Source organism: Pseudomonas sp. IT-P74, from assembly GCF_949768175.1.
Classification (GTDB): domain Bacteria; phylum Pseudomonadota; class Gammaproteobacteria; order Pseudomonadales; family Pseudomonadaceae; genus Aquipseudomonas.
In genome coordinates this window covers 69,401-88,192 of record NZ_CATKQD010000005.1, presented here as the reverse complement: position 1 = coordinate 88,192, position 18,792 = coordinate 69,401, and the positions used below count along the sequence as shown (strand labels likewise).

The window sequence follows — 18,792 nt, the reverse complement described above, 5'->3', positions numbered from 1 at the left end:
AGCAGGCTCGCTCCTACAGGTTGAATTGCTGCTCAATCTACCTTGCCGTACCCGCGCAATGTTTCAACAAACGCCTCTTCATCCAGCACTTTCAACCCCAATTCATTGGCCTTGGTCAACTTCGAACCAGCCCCCGGCCCGGCCACCACGCAATGGGTCTTGGCCGACACCGAGCCGGCGACCTTGGCGCCGAGGCTTTCGAGTTTGTCCTTGGCGATATCGCGACTCATCAACTCCAGCGAGCCGGTCAACACCCAGGTCTGCCCGGCCAGCGGCAAGCCTTCGACGACCTTCTTCTCGCTCTGCCAGTGCATGCCGAAATCGGCCAGTTGCTTCTCCGCCGCCTCGGCCAATTGGCGATTGTCTTCGACCGCAAAGAACTCGCGCACCGAATTGGCCTGCTTCTCCGGCAGCGCCTGGCGCATGTCCAGCCAGTCCGCGCCGATCACCGCCTGCAGCGAGCCGAATTTGTCCGCCAGTTTCTGCGCCCCGCCCGGCCCGACCAAGGGGATATGCAGCTTGTCGAGGAAACCACCCAGGGTGGTGCTCGCCGAAAACTCGGCACCCAACTCGCCCTGATCCTGAATCTGCATACCATGCCTGAGCAAATCAGCGATCACCTGCTGGTTATGCGCATCCTCGAAGAAGCTGTGGATCTCGTGCGCGACTTCCAGGCCGACATCCGGCAAGTACGTCAGCACCTGGGGCAAAGCCTGTTGCACCCGCTCCAGCGAACCCAGGGAGCGAGCCAGGACCTTGGCTGTCTCCTCGCCGACATCGGGAATCCCCAGGGCGTAGATGAACCGCGCCAGGCCCGGCCTCTTGCTGTCTTCGATGGCGCCGAGCAGGTTCTTGCTCGACAGTTCGGCAAAGCCTTCCAGATCGACGATTTGCTCGAAGGTCAGGGCGTACAGATCGGCCGGCGAGCTCACCAGGCCTTCGTCGACCAGTTGCTCGACACTCTTCTCACCCAAGCCTTCGATGTCCATGGCACGACGGGAAACGAAGTGAATGATCGCCTGCTTGAGTTGCGCGCCACAGGCCAGACGACCGACGCAGCGATACACCGCGCCTTCGCTGACCGTCTCGCGGCCCTTGCTGCGCTTGATCAGCTGCGTGCGCTCGACATGGGAACCGCACACCGGACACTGTTCCGGAATCTGCACCGGCCGGGCGTTTTCCGGACGGCGCTCCATGACCACTTGCACCACCTGCGGAATCACGTCACCGGCGCGGCGGATGATCACCGTGTCGCCGATCATCAGGCCCAGGCGCGCGACCTCGTCCATGTTATGCAGTGTGGCGTTGGCCACCGTGACACCGGCGACCTTGACCGGTTTCAGACGCGCCACCGGCGTCACCGCCCCGGTGCGGCCGACCTGGAATTCCACATCGAGCAGCTCGGTGAGTTCTTCCATCGCCGGGAATTTGTGGGCGATGGCCCAACGCGGCTCACGGGCGCGAAAGCCCAGTTCGCGCTGGGAGGCAATGCTGTTGACCTTGAATACGACGCCGTCGATTTCATACGGCAGCGCATTGCGACGCTCACCGATGTCGCGGTAGTAATCCAGGCACTCGGCGATGCCGTGCGCCAGTTTCAGCTCATGACTGATCGGCATGCCCCAGGCCTGGAGCTGCTGCAAATTGCCGATGTGCGTATCGGCAATGTCCGCCGACACCTGGCCGATGCCGTAGCAGCAGAACTCCAACGGGCGATTGGCGGTGATCTTCGAATCCAGCTGGCGCAAACTGCCTGCCGCTGCGTTGCGCGGGTTGGCGAAGGTCTTGCCGCCGACCTCCAGTTGCGTGGCGTTGAGCCGCTCGAAACCGGCCTTGGACATGAACACTTCGCCGCGCACTTCCAGGGTCGCCGGCCAGCCGGTACCGTGCAGCTTGAGCGGGATATTGCGTACGGTGCGCACGTTGACGCTGATATCTTCGCCGGTGGTGCCATCGCCACGGGTGGCGCCGCGCACCAGGATGCCGTCCTGATACAGCAGGCTGACGGCCAGGCCATCGAGCTTGGGCTCACAGCTGTACTCGACTGTCGCGCCGCCACCGAACAGATCACCGGCCGGCAGGTCCAGGCCTTCGGTCACCCGGCGGTCGAACTCACGCATGTCGGTTTCTTCGAAGGCGTTGCCGAGGCTGAGCATCGGCACTTCGTGACGCACCTGGGTAAACGCCGACAGCGCCGCGCTGCCCACTCGCTGGGTTGGCGAGTCGCTGGTGATCAGTTCGGGGTTGGCCGCTTCCAGAGCCTTGAGCTCGTTGAACAAGCGGTCGTACTCGGCGTCCGGAATGCTCGGCTCGTCGAGCACGTGGTAACGATAGTTGTGCTGATCCAGCTCAGCGCGCAGCTCTAAAATACGGTTCTTGGCGGCGGTCATGGGTGTTCTCTCATAAAGCAAAAGAGCAGCCGAGGCTGCTCAATCTGTTTTGCCGATTATCCCGCGCACCGCGCGGGAATAACCATTTCAATCAACGTTTCTGGGTCAGGGCGCGGCGCTCGAACTCGACGATGCGCTGACGGTAGTGCTCGATCGTCTGGGCGGTCAGTACGCTGCGCTGGTCGTCCTTCAGCTCACCGTTGAGCTCCTGGGACAATTTACGTGCCGCTGCCACCATCACGTCGAAGGCTTGCTTCGGATGGCGAGGGCCTGGCAGCCCCAGGAAGAAGCTCACCGCCGGAGTGCTGAAGTGGTCGATGTCGTCCAGGTCGAATACGCCAGGCTTGACGGCGTTGGCCATGGAGAACAGCACTTCACCGTTGCCGGCCATGCTTTCGTGGCGATGGAAAATGTCCATCTCGCCGAAACGCAAACCGCTCTCCAGAATGTTCTGCAACAGCGCCGGGCCCTTGAAGCCGGCAGCGTCGCGGCAGATCACGCTGATCACCAGCACTTCTTCCGCTTGCGGCTGATCCTTGTCGTTGACTGCTGGCGCGGACTTGCTGTCATCCGGGAAATCGTCGTCGCGGCTGCTGAAGCTCGGGCCGCCGTCCAGGTCCAGGCTGAGGTTCATGTCGCCCTGGGAAGGCTCGCTGTGGCCACGCTTGCCGCGCTTGGAACCCGACTCGCGAGGCTCGCGGGCCGGCATGCTGACCGAAGGCAGGTCCTGCTCGTCCAGCTGCGGCTCTTTATGTCCGTCCAGCACACGCGGCGGGCCCAGCAGTTCGGCGCTGCTGTCCTCGTCCGGCAGGTTGGACAGACTTCGATCAAGACGGAACTTCAGTTTTCCCTTGCCGCCGCGCATACGGCGCCAGCCATCGAAAAGAATACCGGCAATGACAATAATGCCGATGACGATCAGCCACTCGCGCAGACCGATTTCCATGTAATCCCGTGCCTCTATAAAAAATGCTGAAAAATAAGGGGTTTACAACCTGCAAACCGCTTTAAAACGTGGCGCCAACTCTATGTTCTGACAGGCGTTTTGCCCACGTATACGAAAAATTGACATTAAACTAGCACGACCAAAGGCAACTTTACACCGTCTACCACCTTGGCTAGCGCGAATATGTCGATTGGCCAGCAAGTCGAAGGCAGGAAAAGAGTCCTACAGACCTCCTACAGACCGCAAACATTCCTCCTACAACCACGACTCAGGCATCCACCATCGCCATCGCCTCCTCGACATCCACCGCCACCAGACGTGAACAACCGGGTTCGTGCATCGTCACACCCATCAGTTGTTCAGCCATTTCCATGGCGATCTTGTTGTGGGTGATATAGATGAACTGCACTGTCTGTGACATCTCTTTTACCAATCGCGCGTAGCGTCCAACGTTAGCGTCATCCAGTGGCGCGTCAACCTCATCGAGCATGCAGAACGGCGCCGGGTTCAATTTGAAGATCGCAAAAACCAGGGCCAATGCAGTCAGGGCTTTTTCGCCGCCGGAGAGCAAATGGATGGTGCTGTTCTTCTTTCCTGGCGGCTGCGCCATGATTGTTACCCCTGTATCGAGTAAATCTTCGCCCGTCAGTTCCAAATATGCGCGGCCACCACCGAAAACTTTTGGGAAAAGCGCCTGTAAACCGCCATTGATCTGATCAAAGGTATCCTTGAAACGGTTGCGGGTTTCCTTGTCGATCTTGCGAATCACGTTCTCAAGGGTTTCAAGGGCTTCCACCAGATCGTCGTTCTGGGCATCCAGATAACGCTTACGCTCCGATTGTTGCTGGTACTCATCGATGGCCGCCAGGTTGATCGCGCCCAGGCGCTGGATCCTGGCGGCGATGCGCTCGAGCTCTTCCTCGGCATCCTTCTCGCAGGCCTCGGCCGTCAGGGTCGCGAGTACGCCGTGGAGATCGTAGCCGTCTTCCAGCAATTGGTCCTGCAAGGTCTTGCGGCGCACGGTCAGGGCTTGCCATTCCATGCGCTGGGTTTCGAGCTGGCTGCGAATCAACTGGGATTGCTGTTCGGCCTGACTGCGGCGCTTCTCGGCGTCGCGCAGTTCGCGGTCGGCGTCTTCGAGGGCGATCTGCGCGGTCTTGAGTTCTTCGTCGACGGTCATGCGCTTGTCGAGCAACTCCTCGAGTTTCAGGCGCAGCTCTTCCAGCGGTGCTTCGCCCTCCTCCAGATTGAGGCTCAATTGCTCGCGCTTTTCGGTCAGGCGCTCGGACTGCATCTCCAGACGCTCCAGCGCCTGGCGTGTCGAATCATGCTGCGCCTTGAGCGAGCCCAGACGCACCGCCAACTGATGGGCGTGATCCTTGTGTTGCCGCGCTTCCTGACGCACCCGGTCCAGACGTTCGCGCAGGCTGTCGCGCTGGGCCAGCAGCAACTCACGCTGCTCGGTGTCCAGCGCCATGCTGTCGAGGGCTTCCTGCAATTGCAGGCGCGCTTCGCCGATGTTTTCGTGTTCCAACGCTCGCTGCTCATCGAGCTCGATAAGCTCTTCGTCGAGACGGGTACGGCGCAGGGTCAATTGTTCGGCCTTGGCTTTGCCGGCGGACAATTGAGCCTTCAATTCACCTTGTTGACGCGCTTCGTCCTGCAGCAAACGGCGCAAATGTTCGCGACCGTTTTCCTGCTGACGCTGCTGCGCCCGCAGGTTCTGTAATTGGGTTTCCAGTGCTTCGACGGCGGCTTCGCGCTCTTCGCGTTCAAGGCCCAGTTGCTGGATTTCCTGACCACGGGCGAGCACGCCGCTTTCCGCTTCACTGGCCCGACGCACCCGCAGAAAATGCCGACCGACCCAGTAACCGTCACGGCTGATCAGGCTCTGCCCGGCAGCCAATTGCCCCCGCAAGGCCAAGGCCTGCTCAAGACTGTCCACCGGCTTGACTTGCCCCAGCCATGGCGACAGATCGAGCTGCGCCTCGACCTTGTCCAGCAGGCTGCCCGGCACCCGTACGCCATCGCTGGACGGGCTGAGCAAACGCAAGTCGCCCTGGGCAAAACCCGACAGATCGTAGTCGTTGAAGTCATCCACCAGCACCGCTTGCAGGTCGGCGCCGAGCACGGTTTCCACCGCCAGCTCCCAACCGGCCTCAACCTTCAGGCCTTCGGCCAGGCGCGGGCGATTCGCAAGATTCTGCTCGCGTAGCCATTCGGCGGTGCCGGTACCCGGATCGAGCGCCGCTTGCTGCAAGGCTTCGAGCGAAGCCAGCCGACCGTTGAGGCGCTGCAAATCGCCCTGGGCCTGCTGCTGCGCGGTCAGCGCCTGCTGCAGTTCCTGACGCAACTGCTCGAGCTTTTCGACCTGCGCTTCTTCGCTGGTCTGCAAATCCTCGAGCGTTGCTTCGGATTCGGCGAGCTGCTCGCTGAGCTCCATGATCGCTGCGTCTTCCGGGTCCGCCGAGAGCAAGGCGCGTTCTTCGCCAAGACGCTTCTGGCGGTCGGCCAGGCGCTCCAGGCTGGTTTCCAGCTGCTGGATCCTCGACTGCTGCACTTCGGCCTGACGACGCGGCTCGGCGGCGGTGTGGTTGAACGTATCCCACTGTTCTTGCCAGCCGTGCATGGTGGTTTCGGATTCTTCCAGCGCGGCAGCGGCCTCTTCGGCGGCGGCGCTGGTGACTTCCTGCTCCGGGGTGAGCATGTTCAGCTCTTCGCCCAGGGTCAGCAGCAGCGTGCGGTCGTGACCCAAATGCGATTCGGTTTCCAGGCGTGCGCGCTCGGCTTCTTTCAGGTCATCCTGCAACTGGCGCAAACGCTGCTGGCCGTGCTGGATGCTCTGCTCGACCCGGGCAATGTCGCCGCCGACCGAGTAGAAGCGCCCCTGCACCAGGTTAAAGCGTTCCGAAAGATCATGATGTCCGTCACGCAGACGCTCGATGCTTGCGTCGGCATTGCGCTGTTCAGCCACCAGGGCTTCGAAAGAAACTTCCTGGTTACCGATGATCGCTTCACGCTGGCCGACCTGATCGTTCAGCGCCTGCCAGCGCAGGGCCGACAGCTGGGCCTTGAGCTGACGCTCCTCGCCCTTGAATTCCTGATACTTTTTGGCGGCCTCGGCCTGGCGGTGCAAGCGTTCGAGCTGACGCTCAAGCTCTTCGCGCAGGTCGGTCAGGCGCTCAAGGTTTTCGTGGGTGCGGCGGATGCGGTTTTCCGTCTCGCGCCGGCGCTCCTTGTACTTGGAGATGCCCGCGGCTTCTTCGATGAAGTTGCGCAGGTCCTCGGGCTTGGACTCGATCAGCTTGGAAATCATCCCCTGCTCGATGATCGAGTAGCTGCGCGGGCCAAGACCGGTGCCGAGGAAGATGTCGGTGATGTCGCGGCGCCGGCATTTAGTGCCGTTGAGGTAATAGGTGGTCTGGCTGTCGCGGGTCACTTTGCGGCGAATGGAGATTTCCGCGTAGGCGGCGTATTCCCCGAGCAAGGTGCCGTCGGAGTTATCGAACACCAGTTCGATGCTCGCCTGGCTCACCGGCTTGCGGCTGGTGGAGCCGTTGAAGATGACGTCGGTCATCGACTCGCCGCGCAGGTTCTTCGCCGAACTCTCGCCCATCACCCAGCGTACGGCGTCGATGATGTTCGACTTGCCGCAACCATTGGGCCCGACCACCGCCGCCATGTTACTGGGGAAGTTCACCGTGGTCGGATCGACGAAGGACTTGAACCCCGCCAGCTTGATGCACTTGAGCCGCAAGATCAGGCGTCCGTCAGGGCGGAGATCACCAGATCGCAACTGCGCTGGGCGTAAGCCGTCAGCACCACGCGAATCTGTGCAAAGTCACGGGCCAGCACGGCAGCGAGCAAGCGTTCGAACAGCTCGAGGAATTCGCTCATCGACGCTTTGCGCAGGTCCAGCGCGAGGAAATACGCACGGCTCATGGCCGGCTGCAGATTCTCGACTGTTTCCTGCAAGTACGGATTGTTGGCGAATGGGTACGCGGCGCGCATCACATTGAAGCTGTCGTCGACGAACGTGCGGATGTCCTGACGCTCAAAGCTGGCCGTCAGGCGTTGCTGGATCTGCACGAACGGCGCCATGTCGGCCTGGGTTTTCCAGCCGCTGGCCACGGAGTTACCGAGCAGAATATAGAGTTCACTCATCAGCGTGCACAGGCTCTGGACCTTATGCGGCGTGAGCTCGGTAACGTGGGCTCCCCGTCGCGGCAGAATAGCGATCAAGTGCCGACGCTCGAGGATCAGCAAGGCCTCGCGGACCGAACCACGGCTGACATTGAGGGCCAGCGTGACCTTCTGTTCCTGGATGCGCTCCCCGGGCTTCATTTCACCGCGAATGATGCGTTCGGCGAGGTGGTGAGCGATTTGCTCGGCGAGGCTGTCCGGCGCCTTGAACGTCATGGTTGTCCTTCAAACTCTTTGATCTGTACAAGCGGCGCAGTGTAGCGCAATTGCTGCACCATGGCGGAGTGCCCGCCCGGAGGTTTTTGGCACGATTCAAGCAAATTCAAGCAAAAAGGCAGGCTATCGAAGCAACGACAATAATTAAGGAACAGGTGGTTAATCGACAAATTGCAATTTCCTGACCTTTAAGTCAGAAAATCATTGACCGAAAAGTCAGACCTGCTAAATTCAGTTCCTATCGGTTAACAACAATAATGAGTCTGCGAGGCCTTCCGTGATCCAGTTTTTACTAAACCAGGAACTCCGTAGCGAGCACGCCCTGGACCCGAACCTGACCGTGCTCAATTATCTGCGCGACCATGTGGGCAAACCCGGCACCAAAGAAGGCTGCGCCAGCGGTGACTGTGGCGCCTGCACCGTGGTGGTCGGCGAATTGCAGACCGATGATGACGGCCGCGAACACATTCGCTATCGCAGCCTCAACTCGTGCCTGACCTTCGTGTCGTCCCTGCACGGCAAACAACTGATCAGCGTTGAAGACCTCAAGCACAAGGGTGAACTGCACAGCGTGCAGAAAGCCATGGTCGAGTGCCACGGCTCACAATGCGGTTTCTGCACCCCCGGCTTCGTGATGTCGCTGTTTGCCCTGCAAAAGAACAGTGATGCACCGGATCATGCCAAGGCCCACGAAGCACTGGCCGGCAACCTCTGCCGTTGCACCGGCTACCGGCCGATCCTGGAAGCCGCCGAGCAATCCTGCTGCGCCAAGCAGCCGGACCAGTTCGACACTCGTGAAGCCGACACCATCGCGCGCCTCAAAGCCATTGCCCCGACCGATATCGGCGAACTCAACAGCGGCGACAAACGCTGCCTGGTGCCGCTGACCGTGGCCGACCTGGCCGATCTCTACGACGCTTATCCACAGGCCCGCCTGCTGGCTGGCGGTACCGACCTGGCACTGGAAGTCACGCAGTTCCACCGCACCCTGCCGGTGATGATCTACGTCGGCAACGTCGCCGAAATGAAGCGCATCGACCGTTTTGACGACCGTCTGGAAATCGGCGCCGCCACGGCCCTGTCCGATTGCTACGAAGCCTTGAACGCCGAGTACCCGGACTTCGGTGAATTGCTGCACCGCTTCGCCTCCTTGCAGATCCGCAACCAGGGCACCCTTGGCGGCAACATCGGCAACGCCTCGCCGATTGGTGACTCGCCGCCCCTGCTGATCGCCCTCGGCGCGCAGATCGTGCTGTGCAAAGGCGAAACCCGCCGCACCCTGGCGCTGGAAGACTACTTCATCGATTACCGCGTCACGGCGCGCCAGGAAAGCGAGTTCATCGAGAAGATCATCGTGCCCCGCGCCAGCGCCGAAAAACTGTTCCGTGCCTACAAGATCTCCAAGCGTCTGGACGACGACATTTCGGCGGTGTGCGCGGCCTTCAACATTCGCCTGGAAAACGGTGTGGTGGCCGAAGCCCGCGTCGCCTTTGGTGGCATGGCGGCTATCCCGAAACGCGCCGCCGCCTGCGAAGCCGCGCTGCTCGGTGCGCCATTCAACAACGCTACCGTTGAACGCGCCTGCGCCGCCCTGGGCGAAGATTTCACGCCGCTCTCGGACTTCCGCGCCAGCAAGGAATATCGCCTGCTCAGCGCGCAGAACCTGCTGCGCAAATACTTCATCGAACTGCAAACACCGCACATCGAGACTCGGGTGACCGCTTATGTCTAATCATCACGCCGTAGAGAAGACCCAAGCCGAATTGGCTGAACTGTTTGCCAAGGACCTGACCACCGGTGTCGGCCGCAGCGTCAAGCACGACAGCGCCGCCAAGCATGTGGCCGGTGAAGCGCAATACATCGACGATCGCCTGGAGTTTCCGAACCAGTTGCACGTTTATGCGCGCATGTCCGACCGTGCCCACGCGCGGATCATCAGCATCGACACCTCGCCCTGCTACGCCTTCGAAGGCGTGCGTATCGCCATCACCCACGAAGACGTGCCGGGCCTGAAAGACATCGGTCCGTTGCTGCCGGGCGATCCGCTGCTGGCCATCGATACCGTGCAGTTCGTCGGTCAACCGGTGATCGCCGTGGCGGCGAAAGACCTGGAAACCGCGCGCAAGGCGGCCATGGCCGCGATCATCGAATACGAAGACCTGGAACCTGTGCTGGACGTGGTCGAAGCCCTGCGCAAGCGCCACTTCGTCCTCGACAGCCACACCCATCAGCGCGGCGATTCGGCCACGGCGCTGGCCACCGCCGAACATCGCATCCAGGGCACGCTGCACATCGGCGGCCAGGAACACTTCTACCTGGAAACCCAGATCTCTTCGGTGATGCCGACCGAAGACGGCGGCATGATCGTCTACTGTTCCACGCAGAACCCCACCGAAGTGCAGAAGCTGGTGGCCGAAGTGCTGGACGTGTCGATGAACAAGATCGTCGTCGACATGCGTCGCATGGGCGGCGGTTTTGGCGGCAAGGAAACCCAGGCAGCCAGCCCGGCGTGCCTGTGCGCAGTGATCGCGCACCTCACCGGCCAGCCGACCAAGATGCGTCTGCCACGGGTCGAAGACATGCTGATGACCGGCAAGCGTCACCCGTTCTATGTCGAGTACGACGTGGGCTTCGACAGCACCGGCCGCCTGCACGGCATCAATCTGGAACTGGCTGGCAACTGCGGGTGCTCGCCTGACCTGTCGGCGTCGATCGTCGACCGCGCGATGTTCCACTCGGACAACTCGTACTACCTGGGCGATGCGACCATCAACGGTCACCGCTGCAAGACCAACACCGCGTCGAACACCGCCTACCGTGGTTTCGGCGGCCCGCAAGGCATGGTCGCCATCGAAGAAGTGATGGACGCCATCTCTCGCCATCTGGCCCTTGATCCGCTGGCCGTGCGCAAGGCCAACTACTACGGCAAGACCGAGCGCAACGTCACCCACTACTACCAGACCGTCGAGCACAACATGCTCGAAGAGATGACAGCGGAACTGGAAGAAAGCAGCCAGTACGCCGAGCGTCGCGAAGCGATCCGTCGCTACAACGCCAACAGCCCGATCCTGAAAAAAGGCCTGGCGCTGACCCCGGTGAAATTCGGTATATCCTTCACCGCCAGCTTCCTCAACCAGGCCGGCGCGCTGGTGCACGTCTACACCGACGGCAGCATCCACTTGAACCACGGTGGCACCGAAATGGGCCAGGGCCTGAACACCAAAGTCGCGCAGGTCGTGGCCGAAGTGTTCCAGGTGGAAATGGACCGCGTGCAGATCACCGCGACCAACACCGACAAAGTACCGAACACCTCGCCAACCGCCGCTTCCAGCGGTGCCGACCTGAACGGCAAGGCCGCGCAGAACGCCGCCGAAACCATCAAGCAACGCCTGGTGGAATTCGCGGCTCGCCAGTACAAGGTCAGCGAAGAAGACGTGGAATTCCACAACGGCCACGTGCGAATCCGCGATCACATCCTGACCTTCGAAGCGCTGATCCAGCAGGCGTACTTCGCCCAGGTGTCGCTGTCGAGCACAGGCTTCTACAAGACCCCGAAAATTTATTACGACCGCAGCCAGGCGCGCGGCCGTCCGTTCTACTACTTCGCCTTTGGCGCGGCGTGCTGCGAAGTGCTGGTCGACACCCTGACCGGCGAATACAAGATGCTGCGCACCGACATCCTCCACGACGTCGGCGCCTCGTTGAACCCGGCCATCGACATCGGTCAGGTCGAGGGCGGTTTCATCCAGGGCATGGGCTGGCTGACCATGGAAGAACTGGTGTGGAACAACAAGGGCAAGCTGATGACCAACGGCCCGGCCAGCTACAAGATCCCGGCCGTGGCGGACGTGCCGCTGGACCTGCGGGTCAAGCTGGTGGAGAACCGCAAGAACCCGGAAGACACGGTGTTCCATTCCAAGGCCGTGGGCGAGCCGCCGTTCATGCTCGGCATCGCCTCGTGGTGTGCGATCAAGGACGCCGTGGCGAGCCTGGGCGACTACAAACATCAACCGAAAATCGACGCCCCGGCGACCCCGGAGCGAGTGTTGTGGGGCTGTGAGCAGATGCGTCAGCTGAAGGCGGCGAAAGCTGTCGAGGCTGAGACCGAGTTGGCTTCGCTCTAAGACCGAGGTGCGGCCTTCGCGAGCAGGCTCGCTCCCACAATGGATCTCCAGCGGGCACAAATTTTGTGTATGACAGAGATCAAAATGTGGGAGCGAGCCTGCTCGCGAAGAGGCCGGAACAGACAACAGAGATGTTGAGGTGTTTATGTATAACTGGATCGACGCCCTCGCCGACCTGCAAAACCGCGGTGAGCCCTGCGTGCTGGTGACCATCATCGAAGAGCTCGGCTCGACGCCGCGCAACGCTGGCTCGAAGATGGTCATCAGCGCGAACCAGAGCTTCGACACCATCGGTGGCGGGCACCTGGAATACAAGGCCATGAAGATCGCCCGCGAGATGCTCGCCAGCGGCAAGCAGGACACCCATCTGGAGCGTTTCAGCCTCGGTGCCAGCCTTGGCCAATGCTGCGGTGGCGCCACGGTATTGTTGTTCGAACCGATGGGCCAGGTGCAGGCGCAGATCGCCGTGTTCGGTGCCGGCCACGTCGGCCGCGCCCTGGTGCCACTGCTGGCCAGCCTGCCCTGCCGGGTGCGCTGGATCGACTCGCGCGAAGATGAATTCCCCGAGCAGGTCCCCCATGGCGTACGCAAGATCGTCAGCGAAGAACCGGTAGACGAAATCGACGACCTGCCCGCTGGCAGTTACTGCATCGTGATGACCCACAACCATCAACTCGACCTCGAACTGACCGCTGCGATCCTCAAGCGCAACGACTTTGCTTACTTCGGCCTGATCGGTTCGAAGACCAAACGGGTGAAGTTCGAACATCGCCTGCGCGACCGCGGTTTCGACAACAGCGTCGTGCAACGCATGCGCTGCCCGATGGGCATCGGCGAAGTCAAAGGCAAGTTGCCTGTGGAAATCGCCATCTCCATCGCCGGCGAAATCATCGCCACCTATAACGCGAACTTCGGTCAGCACACCGCCAGCGCCGGATCGATTGCCAAACTGCTGCCTGCGTCACGCCGCAGCCAAGCCTCCCATTGAGAATCCTCATGCCTCTGACTCGCAAAGCCTACCGCGCCGCCATCCTGCACAGCATCGCCGACCCAGCCGTCGTGGGCATCGAAGCCTCCTACGAGTATTTCGAAGACGGCTTGCTGGTTGTGGAAAACGGCCAGATCAGTGCCCTGGGCCACGCCAGCGAACTGCTGCCGACCCTGCCGGCCGACATCGAGATCACCCACTATCAGGATGCACTGATCACCCCCGGCTTCATCGACACCCACATCCATTTGCCGCAAACCGGCATGGTCGGCGCCTATGGCGAGCAATTGCTGGACTGGCTCAACACCTACACCTTCCCGTGTGAAAGCCAGTTCGCCGACAAGGCCCACGCCGACCAGGTCGCGGACATTTTCATCAAGGAACTGCTGCGCAACGGCACCACCACGGCGCTGGTATTCGGCAGTGTGCACCCACAATCGGTGAACTCGTTCTTCGAAGCGGCCGAGCAGCTCGACCTGCGGATGATCGCCGGCAAGGTGATGATGGACCGCAACGCCCCGGACTACCTGACCGACACCGCCGAATCCAGCTACGTCGAAAGCAAGGCATTGATCGAGCGCTGGCACGGCAAGGGTCGCCTGCACTACGCGGTCACTCCACGCTTCGCACCGACCAGCACCCCGGAACAGCTGACTCTGGCCGGCCAATTGCTGACGGAATACCCGGATCTGTACATGCAGACCCACATCAGCGAAAACCTCAAGGAAATCGAGTGGGTCAAGGCGCTGTTCCCGGAGCGCAAGGGTTACCTGGACGTCTACGACCACTACCAGTTGCTCGGCGAGCGCTCAGTGTTCGCCCACGGTGTGCACCTGTGCGATGACGAGTGCGCGCGACTGGCGCAAACCGGTTCGGCCATCTCGTTCTGCCCGACCTCGAACTTCTTCCTCGGCAGCGGCCTGTTCAACCTGCCGATGGCCGAGAAGCACAACCTGAATGTCGGCATCGGTACCGACGTGGGCGGCGGCACCAGTTTCTCACTGCTGCAAACCCTCAACGAAGCCTACAAGGTCATGCAGCTGCAAGGTGCGCGCCTGAGCCCGTTCAAGTCGCTGTACCTGGCCACCCTCGGCGGCGCCCGCGCACTGCGCCTTGAGGACAAGATCGGCACCCTGCAACCGGGCACGGACGCCGACTTCCTGGTGCTGGACTACAACGCCACGCCGCTGCTGGGCTATCGCCTGAAGCAGGCCAACAACATTGCCGAGACGTTGTTTGTGTTGATGACCCTGGGGGATGACCGGACGGTGCAGCAGACCTATGCGGCGGGGAATCTGGTGCATCAGCGCTAAATTTCCTCAGGCATAAAAAAATCCCCCGCAATCGTCAGATCCGGGGGATTTTTTATGCCCTTTGTAGGAGCGAGCCTGCTCGCGATGAACCTGAGGGCGCCACGGGGTGCCAGGCTTTACGCGTAATCGTTAACGACCATCGCGAGCAGGCTCGCTCCTACAGGGGCGGTGTTAGATTTTCGCCGGCGAGCGCCCAGGCTTCTTGGTCTGCAGCAAATGCGAGAACACCGCATGCAGATCATCCGAAGCACTTTCTTCGTCGAGATTGAGCTTGCTGTCGATGTGATCCATGTGATGCATCATCAGGTTGACCGCCAGCTCGCAGTCGCGCTTCTCGATGGCGTCGATCAACTGGGTGTGCTCGTCGTAGGAGCAATGGGAACGGTTGCCGCTTTCGTACTGGGCGATGATCAGCGACGTCTGGGACACCAGGCTGCGCTGGAAGCTGATCAGCGGGGCGTTTTTCGCAGCTTCGGCCAGTTTCAGGTGGAATTCACCCGACAGGCGGATACCGGCACCACGATCGCCACGGGAGAAGCTGTCACGTTCGTCGTTGACCATCTGGCGCAATTCGGCAATCTGCTCGGCGGTTGCGTGTTGAACGGCCAGTTCGGTGATCGCACGCTCCACCAGACGACGGGCCATGAACACCTGACGGGCCTCTTCGACGCTTGGGCTTGCGACCACGGCGCCGCGATTCGGACGCAGCAACACCACGCCTTCATGGGCCAGGCGCGACAAGGCGCGGCGAATGATGGTGCGGCTGACCCCGAAAATTTCCCCCAGCGCTTCTTCGCTCAACTTGGTGCCGGGCGCCAGACGCTGCTCGAGGATGGCCTCGAAGATATGCGCGTAGACAATATCGTCCTGGGTACCGCTGCGGCCGGCTTTGCCTGCGCGCGGTTGTTTCTTTAGGGGTTGCAACTGTTCGTTCATGGGCACTCGAGTCGGAAGAACTGCGGCGAATTGACCGCGACTGTAATACGGCACAGTGGGTCGCTGGCAAGTATCGCGTAAAAAACACTGCAATTGTACACAATGGAAGGTGGCAACACGACTGTACGGCTGAATGTTGCCTCGGCTGTATTGCAACGCCTGATTACTTTTGAGTTTAGGCTTGTTCGCAGAATCCGCCTTTGTAACCACTGGGTTGAGTGTTGCTGCGGACATCTTCATCTGTAAAAGGAACGCCATCGTCATGAACGACGCCACCCACACGCAAATCCGCCCGCTGGCCGACACCTCGCCCTCGGCCATCGTCGCCGGGTTCATCGCCATGATGACCGGCTACACCAGCTCCCTGGTGCTGATGTTCCAGGCCGGGCAAGCCGCGGGCCTGAGCAGCGGGCAGATTTCTTCGTGGATCTGGGCCATCTCGATCGGCATGGCGGTGTGCTCCATCGGCCTGTCCCTGCGCTATCGCACGCCGATCACCATTGCCTGGTCGACCCCCGGCGCCGCGCTGCTGATCACCAGCCTGGGCGGCGTGAGCTACGGAGAAGCCATTGGTGCCTATATTACCTGCGCGGTGCTGGTGACGATTTGCGGGCTGACCGGCAGCTTCGAGCGGCTGGTGAAAAAAATCCCGGCATCCCTGGCCGCCGCCCTGTTGGCGGGGATCCTGTTCAAGATCGGCAGCGAGATTTTCGTCGCGGCGCAACACCGCACCGCCCTGGTACTGGGGATGTTCGTCACTTATCTGCTGGTCAAGCGCCTGTCGCCGCGCTATGCGGTGCTGGCGGCATTGCTGATCGGCACGACATTGTCAGGCTTCATGGGGCTGCTGGACTTCAGCGGTTTCCACCTGGAAGTGGCCACGCCGGTCTGGACCACGCCACACTTCTCCCTGGCCGCGACCATCAGCATCGGCATCCCGCTGTTTGTCGTCGCCATGACCTCACAAAACATGCCCGGCATCGCCGTATTGCGCGCCGATGGCTACACGGTGCCCGCCTCGCCGCTGATCACCACTACCGGCATCGCCAGTTTGCTGCTGGCGCCGTTCGGCTCGCACGGGATCAACCTGGCGGCGATCAGCGCAGCGATCTGTACCGGACCGCACGCCCATGAGGATCGCAACAAGCGTTACACCGCGGCGGTCTGGTGCGGGATTTTCTATGGGATTGCCAGCGTGTTCGGCGCGACGCTCGCGGCATTGTTTGCCGCGCTGCCCAAGGAACTGGTGCTGTCGATTGCGGCGCTGGCGCTGTTCGGCTCGATCATCAACGGTTTGAGCATCGCCATGAGCGAAGTGAAAGAACGTGAGGCGGCGCTGATCACCTTCATGGTCACGGCGTCGGGGCTGACGCTGTTTTCCATCGGTTCGGCGTTCTGGGGGATTGTTGCGGGGGTGGCGACCCTGGTGATTCTGAACTGTGGGAGCGAGCCTGCTCGCGATGGTCGTCAACGATAACGCTGGGAACATGACACCCCGCGGTGCTCTCAGGTTCATCGCGAGCAAGCTCGCTCCTACAAAAAAAAGAAAAAAAACGGCGACCCTCGGGTCGCCGTTTTTTTAGAACATCAAGCTACCGGATTGATCGGCTTTTCCGGGTACCAGACGTCCAGCAGCGGGCTGACTTCAACGCTGGTCAGCTCGGTGCGGCCTTTGAGCCAGGCTTCAACGGCAGCGCGCTGTTCAGCGCTGACCGAGCCACGCTTCTGCAGGCAAACCAGACCGTAGTCGTCGCCGCCAACATAACCCAGACCGTTGGCTTCCATGGCTTCTTTGAGGAACGCGTCGAGGAAAGCATCAATGGCCTCATCAGCCAAATCTTCTTTGAAATCCAGGTTCAGTTCGAAACCCAGCTCTTGAAATTCATCGACGCACAGTTTTTTGCGCAGACGCTGGGAACGGTTAGTCGCCATTGGAACAATCCTCTTAAGTAATAACGGGCGGCACTTTAGCAGTTTAAGCCGCCGATTGCCTGACTCTCTGGGCCACCACGCCTACCGTCGGTAAAAAAATAGCCGATCTGAATGCCCACGCACGGCCCAAGCGGTGGCACCTTGGGGCATAATGCCGACACTTTCATGACCATTGAGGGAATTTATCTCCATGCCCTCACCTTATTTCCCCTCGGCTGTAGGGTTTTATTTCAGATGATCAAATCTTTGCGTCCATTGCTGTTGGCCGGTTTTCTTCTCCCCCTGGCCCTTCCCGTTTGCGCCGCTCCCATCAATACCGCGTTGTCGCCCAACGTTGAAAAAGCCCTGAAAGCCAGCAAGTTGCAGGACAACGCCCTGTCGCTGGTGATGATCCCGCTCACCGGTCCCGGCACCCCGACGGTGTTCAACGCCGACGTGTCGGTCAACCCGGCGTCGACCATGAAACTGGTCACCACCTACGCGGCGCTGGAAATGCTCGGTCCGAACCACCAGTGGAAAACCGAGTTCTACACCGACGGCACCTTGAGCGGCGGCATCCTCAACGGCAACCTCTACCTCAAGGGCGGCGGCGATCCGAAGCTGAACATGGAAAAACTCTGGCTGCTGATGCGCGACTTGCGTGCCAACGGCGTGACCCAGGTCACCGGCGACCTGGTGCTGGATAAAACCTTCTTCGTGCAACCGCAACTGCCGGAATTCAATGACGACGGCAACGACGAGAACAAGCCGTTCCTGGTCAAACCCGACTCGCTGCTGGTCAACCTCAAGGCGCTGCGCTTCGTCGCACGTAATGACTCGGGCAAGGTACTGGTCTCGGTGGAGCCGCCAATTGCGAGCATCCGCATCGACAACCAGGTCAAGGCCCTCAATTCCAGGCAATGCACCGGTGGCGTGCGCTACAACCCGGTGGCACAGGCCGACGGCAGCATGACCGTGACGGTCGGCGGTCAGCTGGGTGAAGGCTGCAGCTCGCAGACTTATCTGTCGCTGCTCGATCACGCGACCTACACCGCCGGTGCCGTCCGCGCGATCTGGAAGGAACTGGGTGGCAGCATTCAGGGCAAGGATGTGCTGGCGCCTACACCGAAAGACGCCAAGGTCCTGGCCCGGGCGTTCTCGCCGGACCTGGCGGAAATCATCCGCGACATCAACAAGTACAGTAACAACACCATGGCCCAGCAGTTGTTCCTGAGCCTCGGCCAACGCTTCCGCACCGATGCCGATGGTGACGACGCCAAGGCCGCCCAGCGTGTGGTGCGTCAGTGGCTGGCGAAAAAGGGCATCACCGCGCCGCATCTGGTGATGGAGAATGGCTCCGGCCTGTCCCGTGCCGAGCGTGTCAGCGCCCGGGAAATGGCTTCGATGCTCGAAGCGGCCTGGCACAGCCCGTATTCCGCCGAATACATCAGCTCGATGCCGATTGCCGGCACCGACGGCACCATGCGCAAACGCCTGAAGACCACTGCCATGCGCGGTGAAGCCCACGTCAAGACCGGCACCCTGAACACCGTGCGGGCGATTGCCGGTTTCAGTCGCGACGTCAACGGCAACACCTGGGCGGTGGTGGCGATCCTCAACGACAAGGCCCCGTTCGGCGCCTCATCGGTGCTCGATCAGGTGCTGCTGGACCTGTACCGCCAACCGAAACTGCCGCAGACGGCTTCGGTGTTGTAACCGGATCTAAAGAACACAGTAAATCCCCTGTAGGAGCGAGCCTGCTCGC

12 protein-coding genes and 1 pseudogene are annotated in these 18,792 nt (G+C 61.0%); 7 read left to right on the top strand and 6 right to left on the bottom strand.

What is annotated here, in order from left to right; translation table 11 throughout:
* Positions 1-32: 32 nt before the first annotated feature.
* The 4 genes from ligA to ACM6J5_RS04970 form a co-directional block, all read right to left on the bottom strand.
* Positions 33-2,390 (bottom strand): NAD-dependent DNA ligase LigA, encoded by a 2,358-nt coding sequence (gene ligA / locus ACM6J5_RS04985; RefSeq protein WP_414927935.1) that lies wholly within the window; start codon positions 2,388-2,390, stop codon positions 33-35.
* A 91-nt stretch (positions 2,391-2,481) separates the two neighbouring features.
* Positions 2,482-3,336 carry a cell division protein ZipA gene (zipA, locus tag ACM6J5_RS04980; protein ID WP_095943273.1) on the bottom strand — a complete coding sequence of 285 codons (855 nt, stop codon included), beginning with the start codon at positions 3,334-3,336 and terminating at the stop codon, positions 2,482-2,484.
* 268 nt (positions 3,337-3,604) lie between these two features.
* Positions 3,605-7,093, bottom strand: a complete 3,489-nt coding sequence (gene smc, locus ACM6J5_RS04975; protein WP_414927934.1) for a chromosome segregation protein SMC — start codon at positions 7,091-7,093, stop codon at positions 3,605-3,607.
* 2 nt (positions 7,094-7,095) lie between these two features.
* Positions 7,096-7,755: a GntR family transcriptional regulator gene (locus tag ACM6J5_RS04970; protein WP_095943271.1), complete on the bottom strand. Its 660-nt coding sequence runs from the start codon at positions 7,753-7,755 to the stop codon at positions 7,096-7,098.
* Between the two features lie 277 nt (positions 7,756-8,032).
* Here ACM6J5_RS04970 and xdhA point away from each other — a divergent pair, with 277 nt between their 5' ends.
* The 4 genes from xdhA (at position 8,033) to guaD (ending at position 14,180) form a co-directional block, all read left to right on the top strand.
* Complete coding sequence (xdhA, locus tag ACM6J5_RS04965) at positions 8,033-9,487, top strand: xanthine dehydrogenase small subunit (protein WP_414927933.1); 1,455 nt, start codon at positions 8,033-8,035, stop codon at positions 9,485-9,487.
* Positions 9,480-11,879 carry a xanthine dehydrogenase molybdopterin binding subunit gene (gene xdhB / locus ACM6J5_RS04960; protein ID WP_414927932.1) on the top strand — a complete coding sequence of 800 codons (2,400 nt, stop codon included), beginning with the start codon at positions 9,480-9,482 and terminating at the stop codon, positions 11,877-11,879. The genes xdhA and xdhB overlap by 8 nt, the downstream gene beginning before the upstream one ends.
* Before the next feature lie 145 nt (positions 11,880-12,024).
* Positions 12,025-12,867, top strand: coding sequence for a xanthine dehydrogenase accessory protein XdhC (gene xdhC / locus ACM6J5_RS04955; protein ID WP_414927931.1), 843 nt, complete (start codon positions 12,025-12,027; stop codon positions 12,865-12,867).
* An 8-nt stretch (positions 12,868-12,875) separates the two neighbouring features.
* Positions 12,876-14,180, top strand: coding sequence for a guanine deaminase (guaD, locus tag ACM6J5_RS04950; protein ID WP_095943267.1), 1,305 nt, complete (start codon positions 12,876-12,878; stop codon positions 14,178-14,180).
* Between the two features lie 171 nt (positions 14,181-14,351).
* On the opposite strand, the gene ACM6J5_RS04945 is transcribed toward guaD, so the two are convergent.
* Positions 14,352-15,116 carry a GntR family transcriptional regulator gene (locus ACM6J5_RS04945; RefSeq protein WP_095943266.1) on the bottom strand — a complete coding sequence of 255 codons (765 nt, stop codon included), beginning with the start codon at positions 15,114-15,116 and terminating at the stop codon, positions 14,352-14,354.
* Positions 15,117-15,378: 262 nt separating this feature from the next.
* Here ACM6J5_RS04945 and ACM6J5_RS04940 point away from each other — a divergent pair, with 262 nt between their 5' ends.
* A complete protein-coding gene (locus tag ACM6J5_RS04940) occupies positions 15,379-16,593 on the top strand; it encodes a benzoate/H(+) symporter BenE family transporter (protein WP_414927930.1) in 1,215 nt (404 codons plus the stop codon).
* Positions 16,577-16,654 (top strand): annotated as a pseudogene (locus ACM6J5_RS04935) (outer membrane lipoprotein carrier protein LolA); the annotation flags it as partial. The gene ACM6J5_RS04940 and the pseudogene ACM6J5_RS04935, both read left to right, overlap by 17 nt.
* Before the next feature lie 49 nt (positions 16,655-16,703).
* On the opposite strand, the gene ACM6J5_RS04930 reads toward ACM6J5_RS04935, so the two are convergent.
* Positions 16,704-17,048 (bottom strand): YggL family protein, encoded by a 345-nt coding sequence (locus ACM6J5_RS04930; protein ID WP_007971486.1) that lies wholly within the window; start codon positions 17,046-17,048, stop codon positions 16,704-16,706.
* A gap of 234 nt (positions 17,049-17,282) precedes the next feature.
* On the opposite strand from ACM6J5_RS04930, the gene dacB reads away from it, so the two are divergent.
* A complete protein-coding gene (dacB, locus tag ACM6J5_RS04925) occupies positions 17,283-18,743 on the top strand; it encodes a D-alanyl-D-alanine carboxypeptidase/D-alanyl-D-alanine-endopeptidase (RefSeq protein WP_095943264.1) in 1,461 nt (486 codons plus the stop codon).
* Positions 18,744-18,792 lie beyond the last annotated feature (49 nt).

Bases quoted from the DNA above. Each gene is read 5' to 3' on its own strand.
- dacB (WP_095943264.1), top strand. From the start codon at position 17,283: ATGATCAAATCTTTGCGTCCATTGCTGTTGGCCGGTTTTCTTCTCCCC.
- ACM6J5_RS04940 (WP_414927930.1), top strand. From the start codon at position 15,379: ATGAACGACGCCACCCACACGCAAATCCGCCCGCTGGCCGACACCTCG.
- guaD (WP_095943267.1), top strand. From the start codon at position 12,876: ATGCCTCTGACTCGCAAAGCCTACCGCGCCGCCATCCTGCACAGCATC.
- ACM6J5_RS04930 (WP_007971486.1), bottom strand. From the start codon at position 17,048: ATGGCGACTAACCGTTCCCAGCGTCTGCGCAAAAAACTGTGCGTCGAT.
- xdhB (WP_414927932.1), top strand. From the start codon at position 9,480: ATGTCTAATCATCACGCCGTAGAGAAGACCCAAGCCGAATTGGCTGAA.
- xdhC (WP_414927931.1), top strand. From the start codon at position 12,025: ATGTATAACTGGATCGACGCCCTCGCCGACCTGCAAAACCGCGGTGAG.
- ACM6J5_RS04970 (WP_095943271.1), bottom strand. From the start codon at position 7,755: ATGACGTTCAAGGCGCCGGACAGCCTCGCCGAGCAAATCGCTCACCAC.
- ACM6J5_RS04945 (WP_095943266.1), bottom strand. From the start codon at position 15,116: ATGAACGAACAGTTGCAACCCCTAAAGAAACAACCGCGCGCAGGCAAA.
- zipA (WP_095943273.1), bottom strand. From the start codon at position 3,336: ATGGAAATCGGTCTGCGCGAGTGGCTGATCGTCATCGGCATTATTGTC.
- ligA (WP_414927935.1), bottom strand. From the start codon at position 2,390: ATGACCGCCGCCAAGAACCGTATTTTAGAGCTGCGCGCTGAGCTGGAT.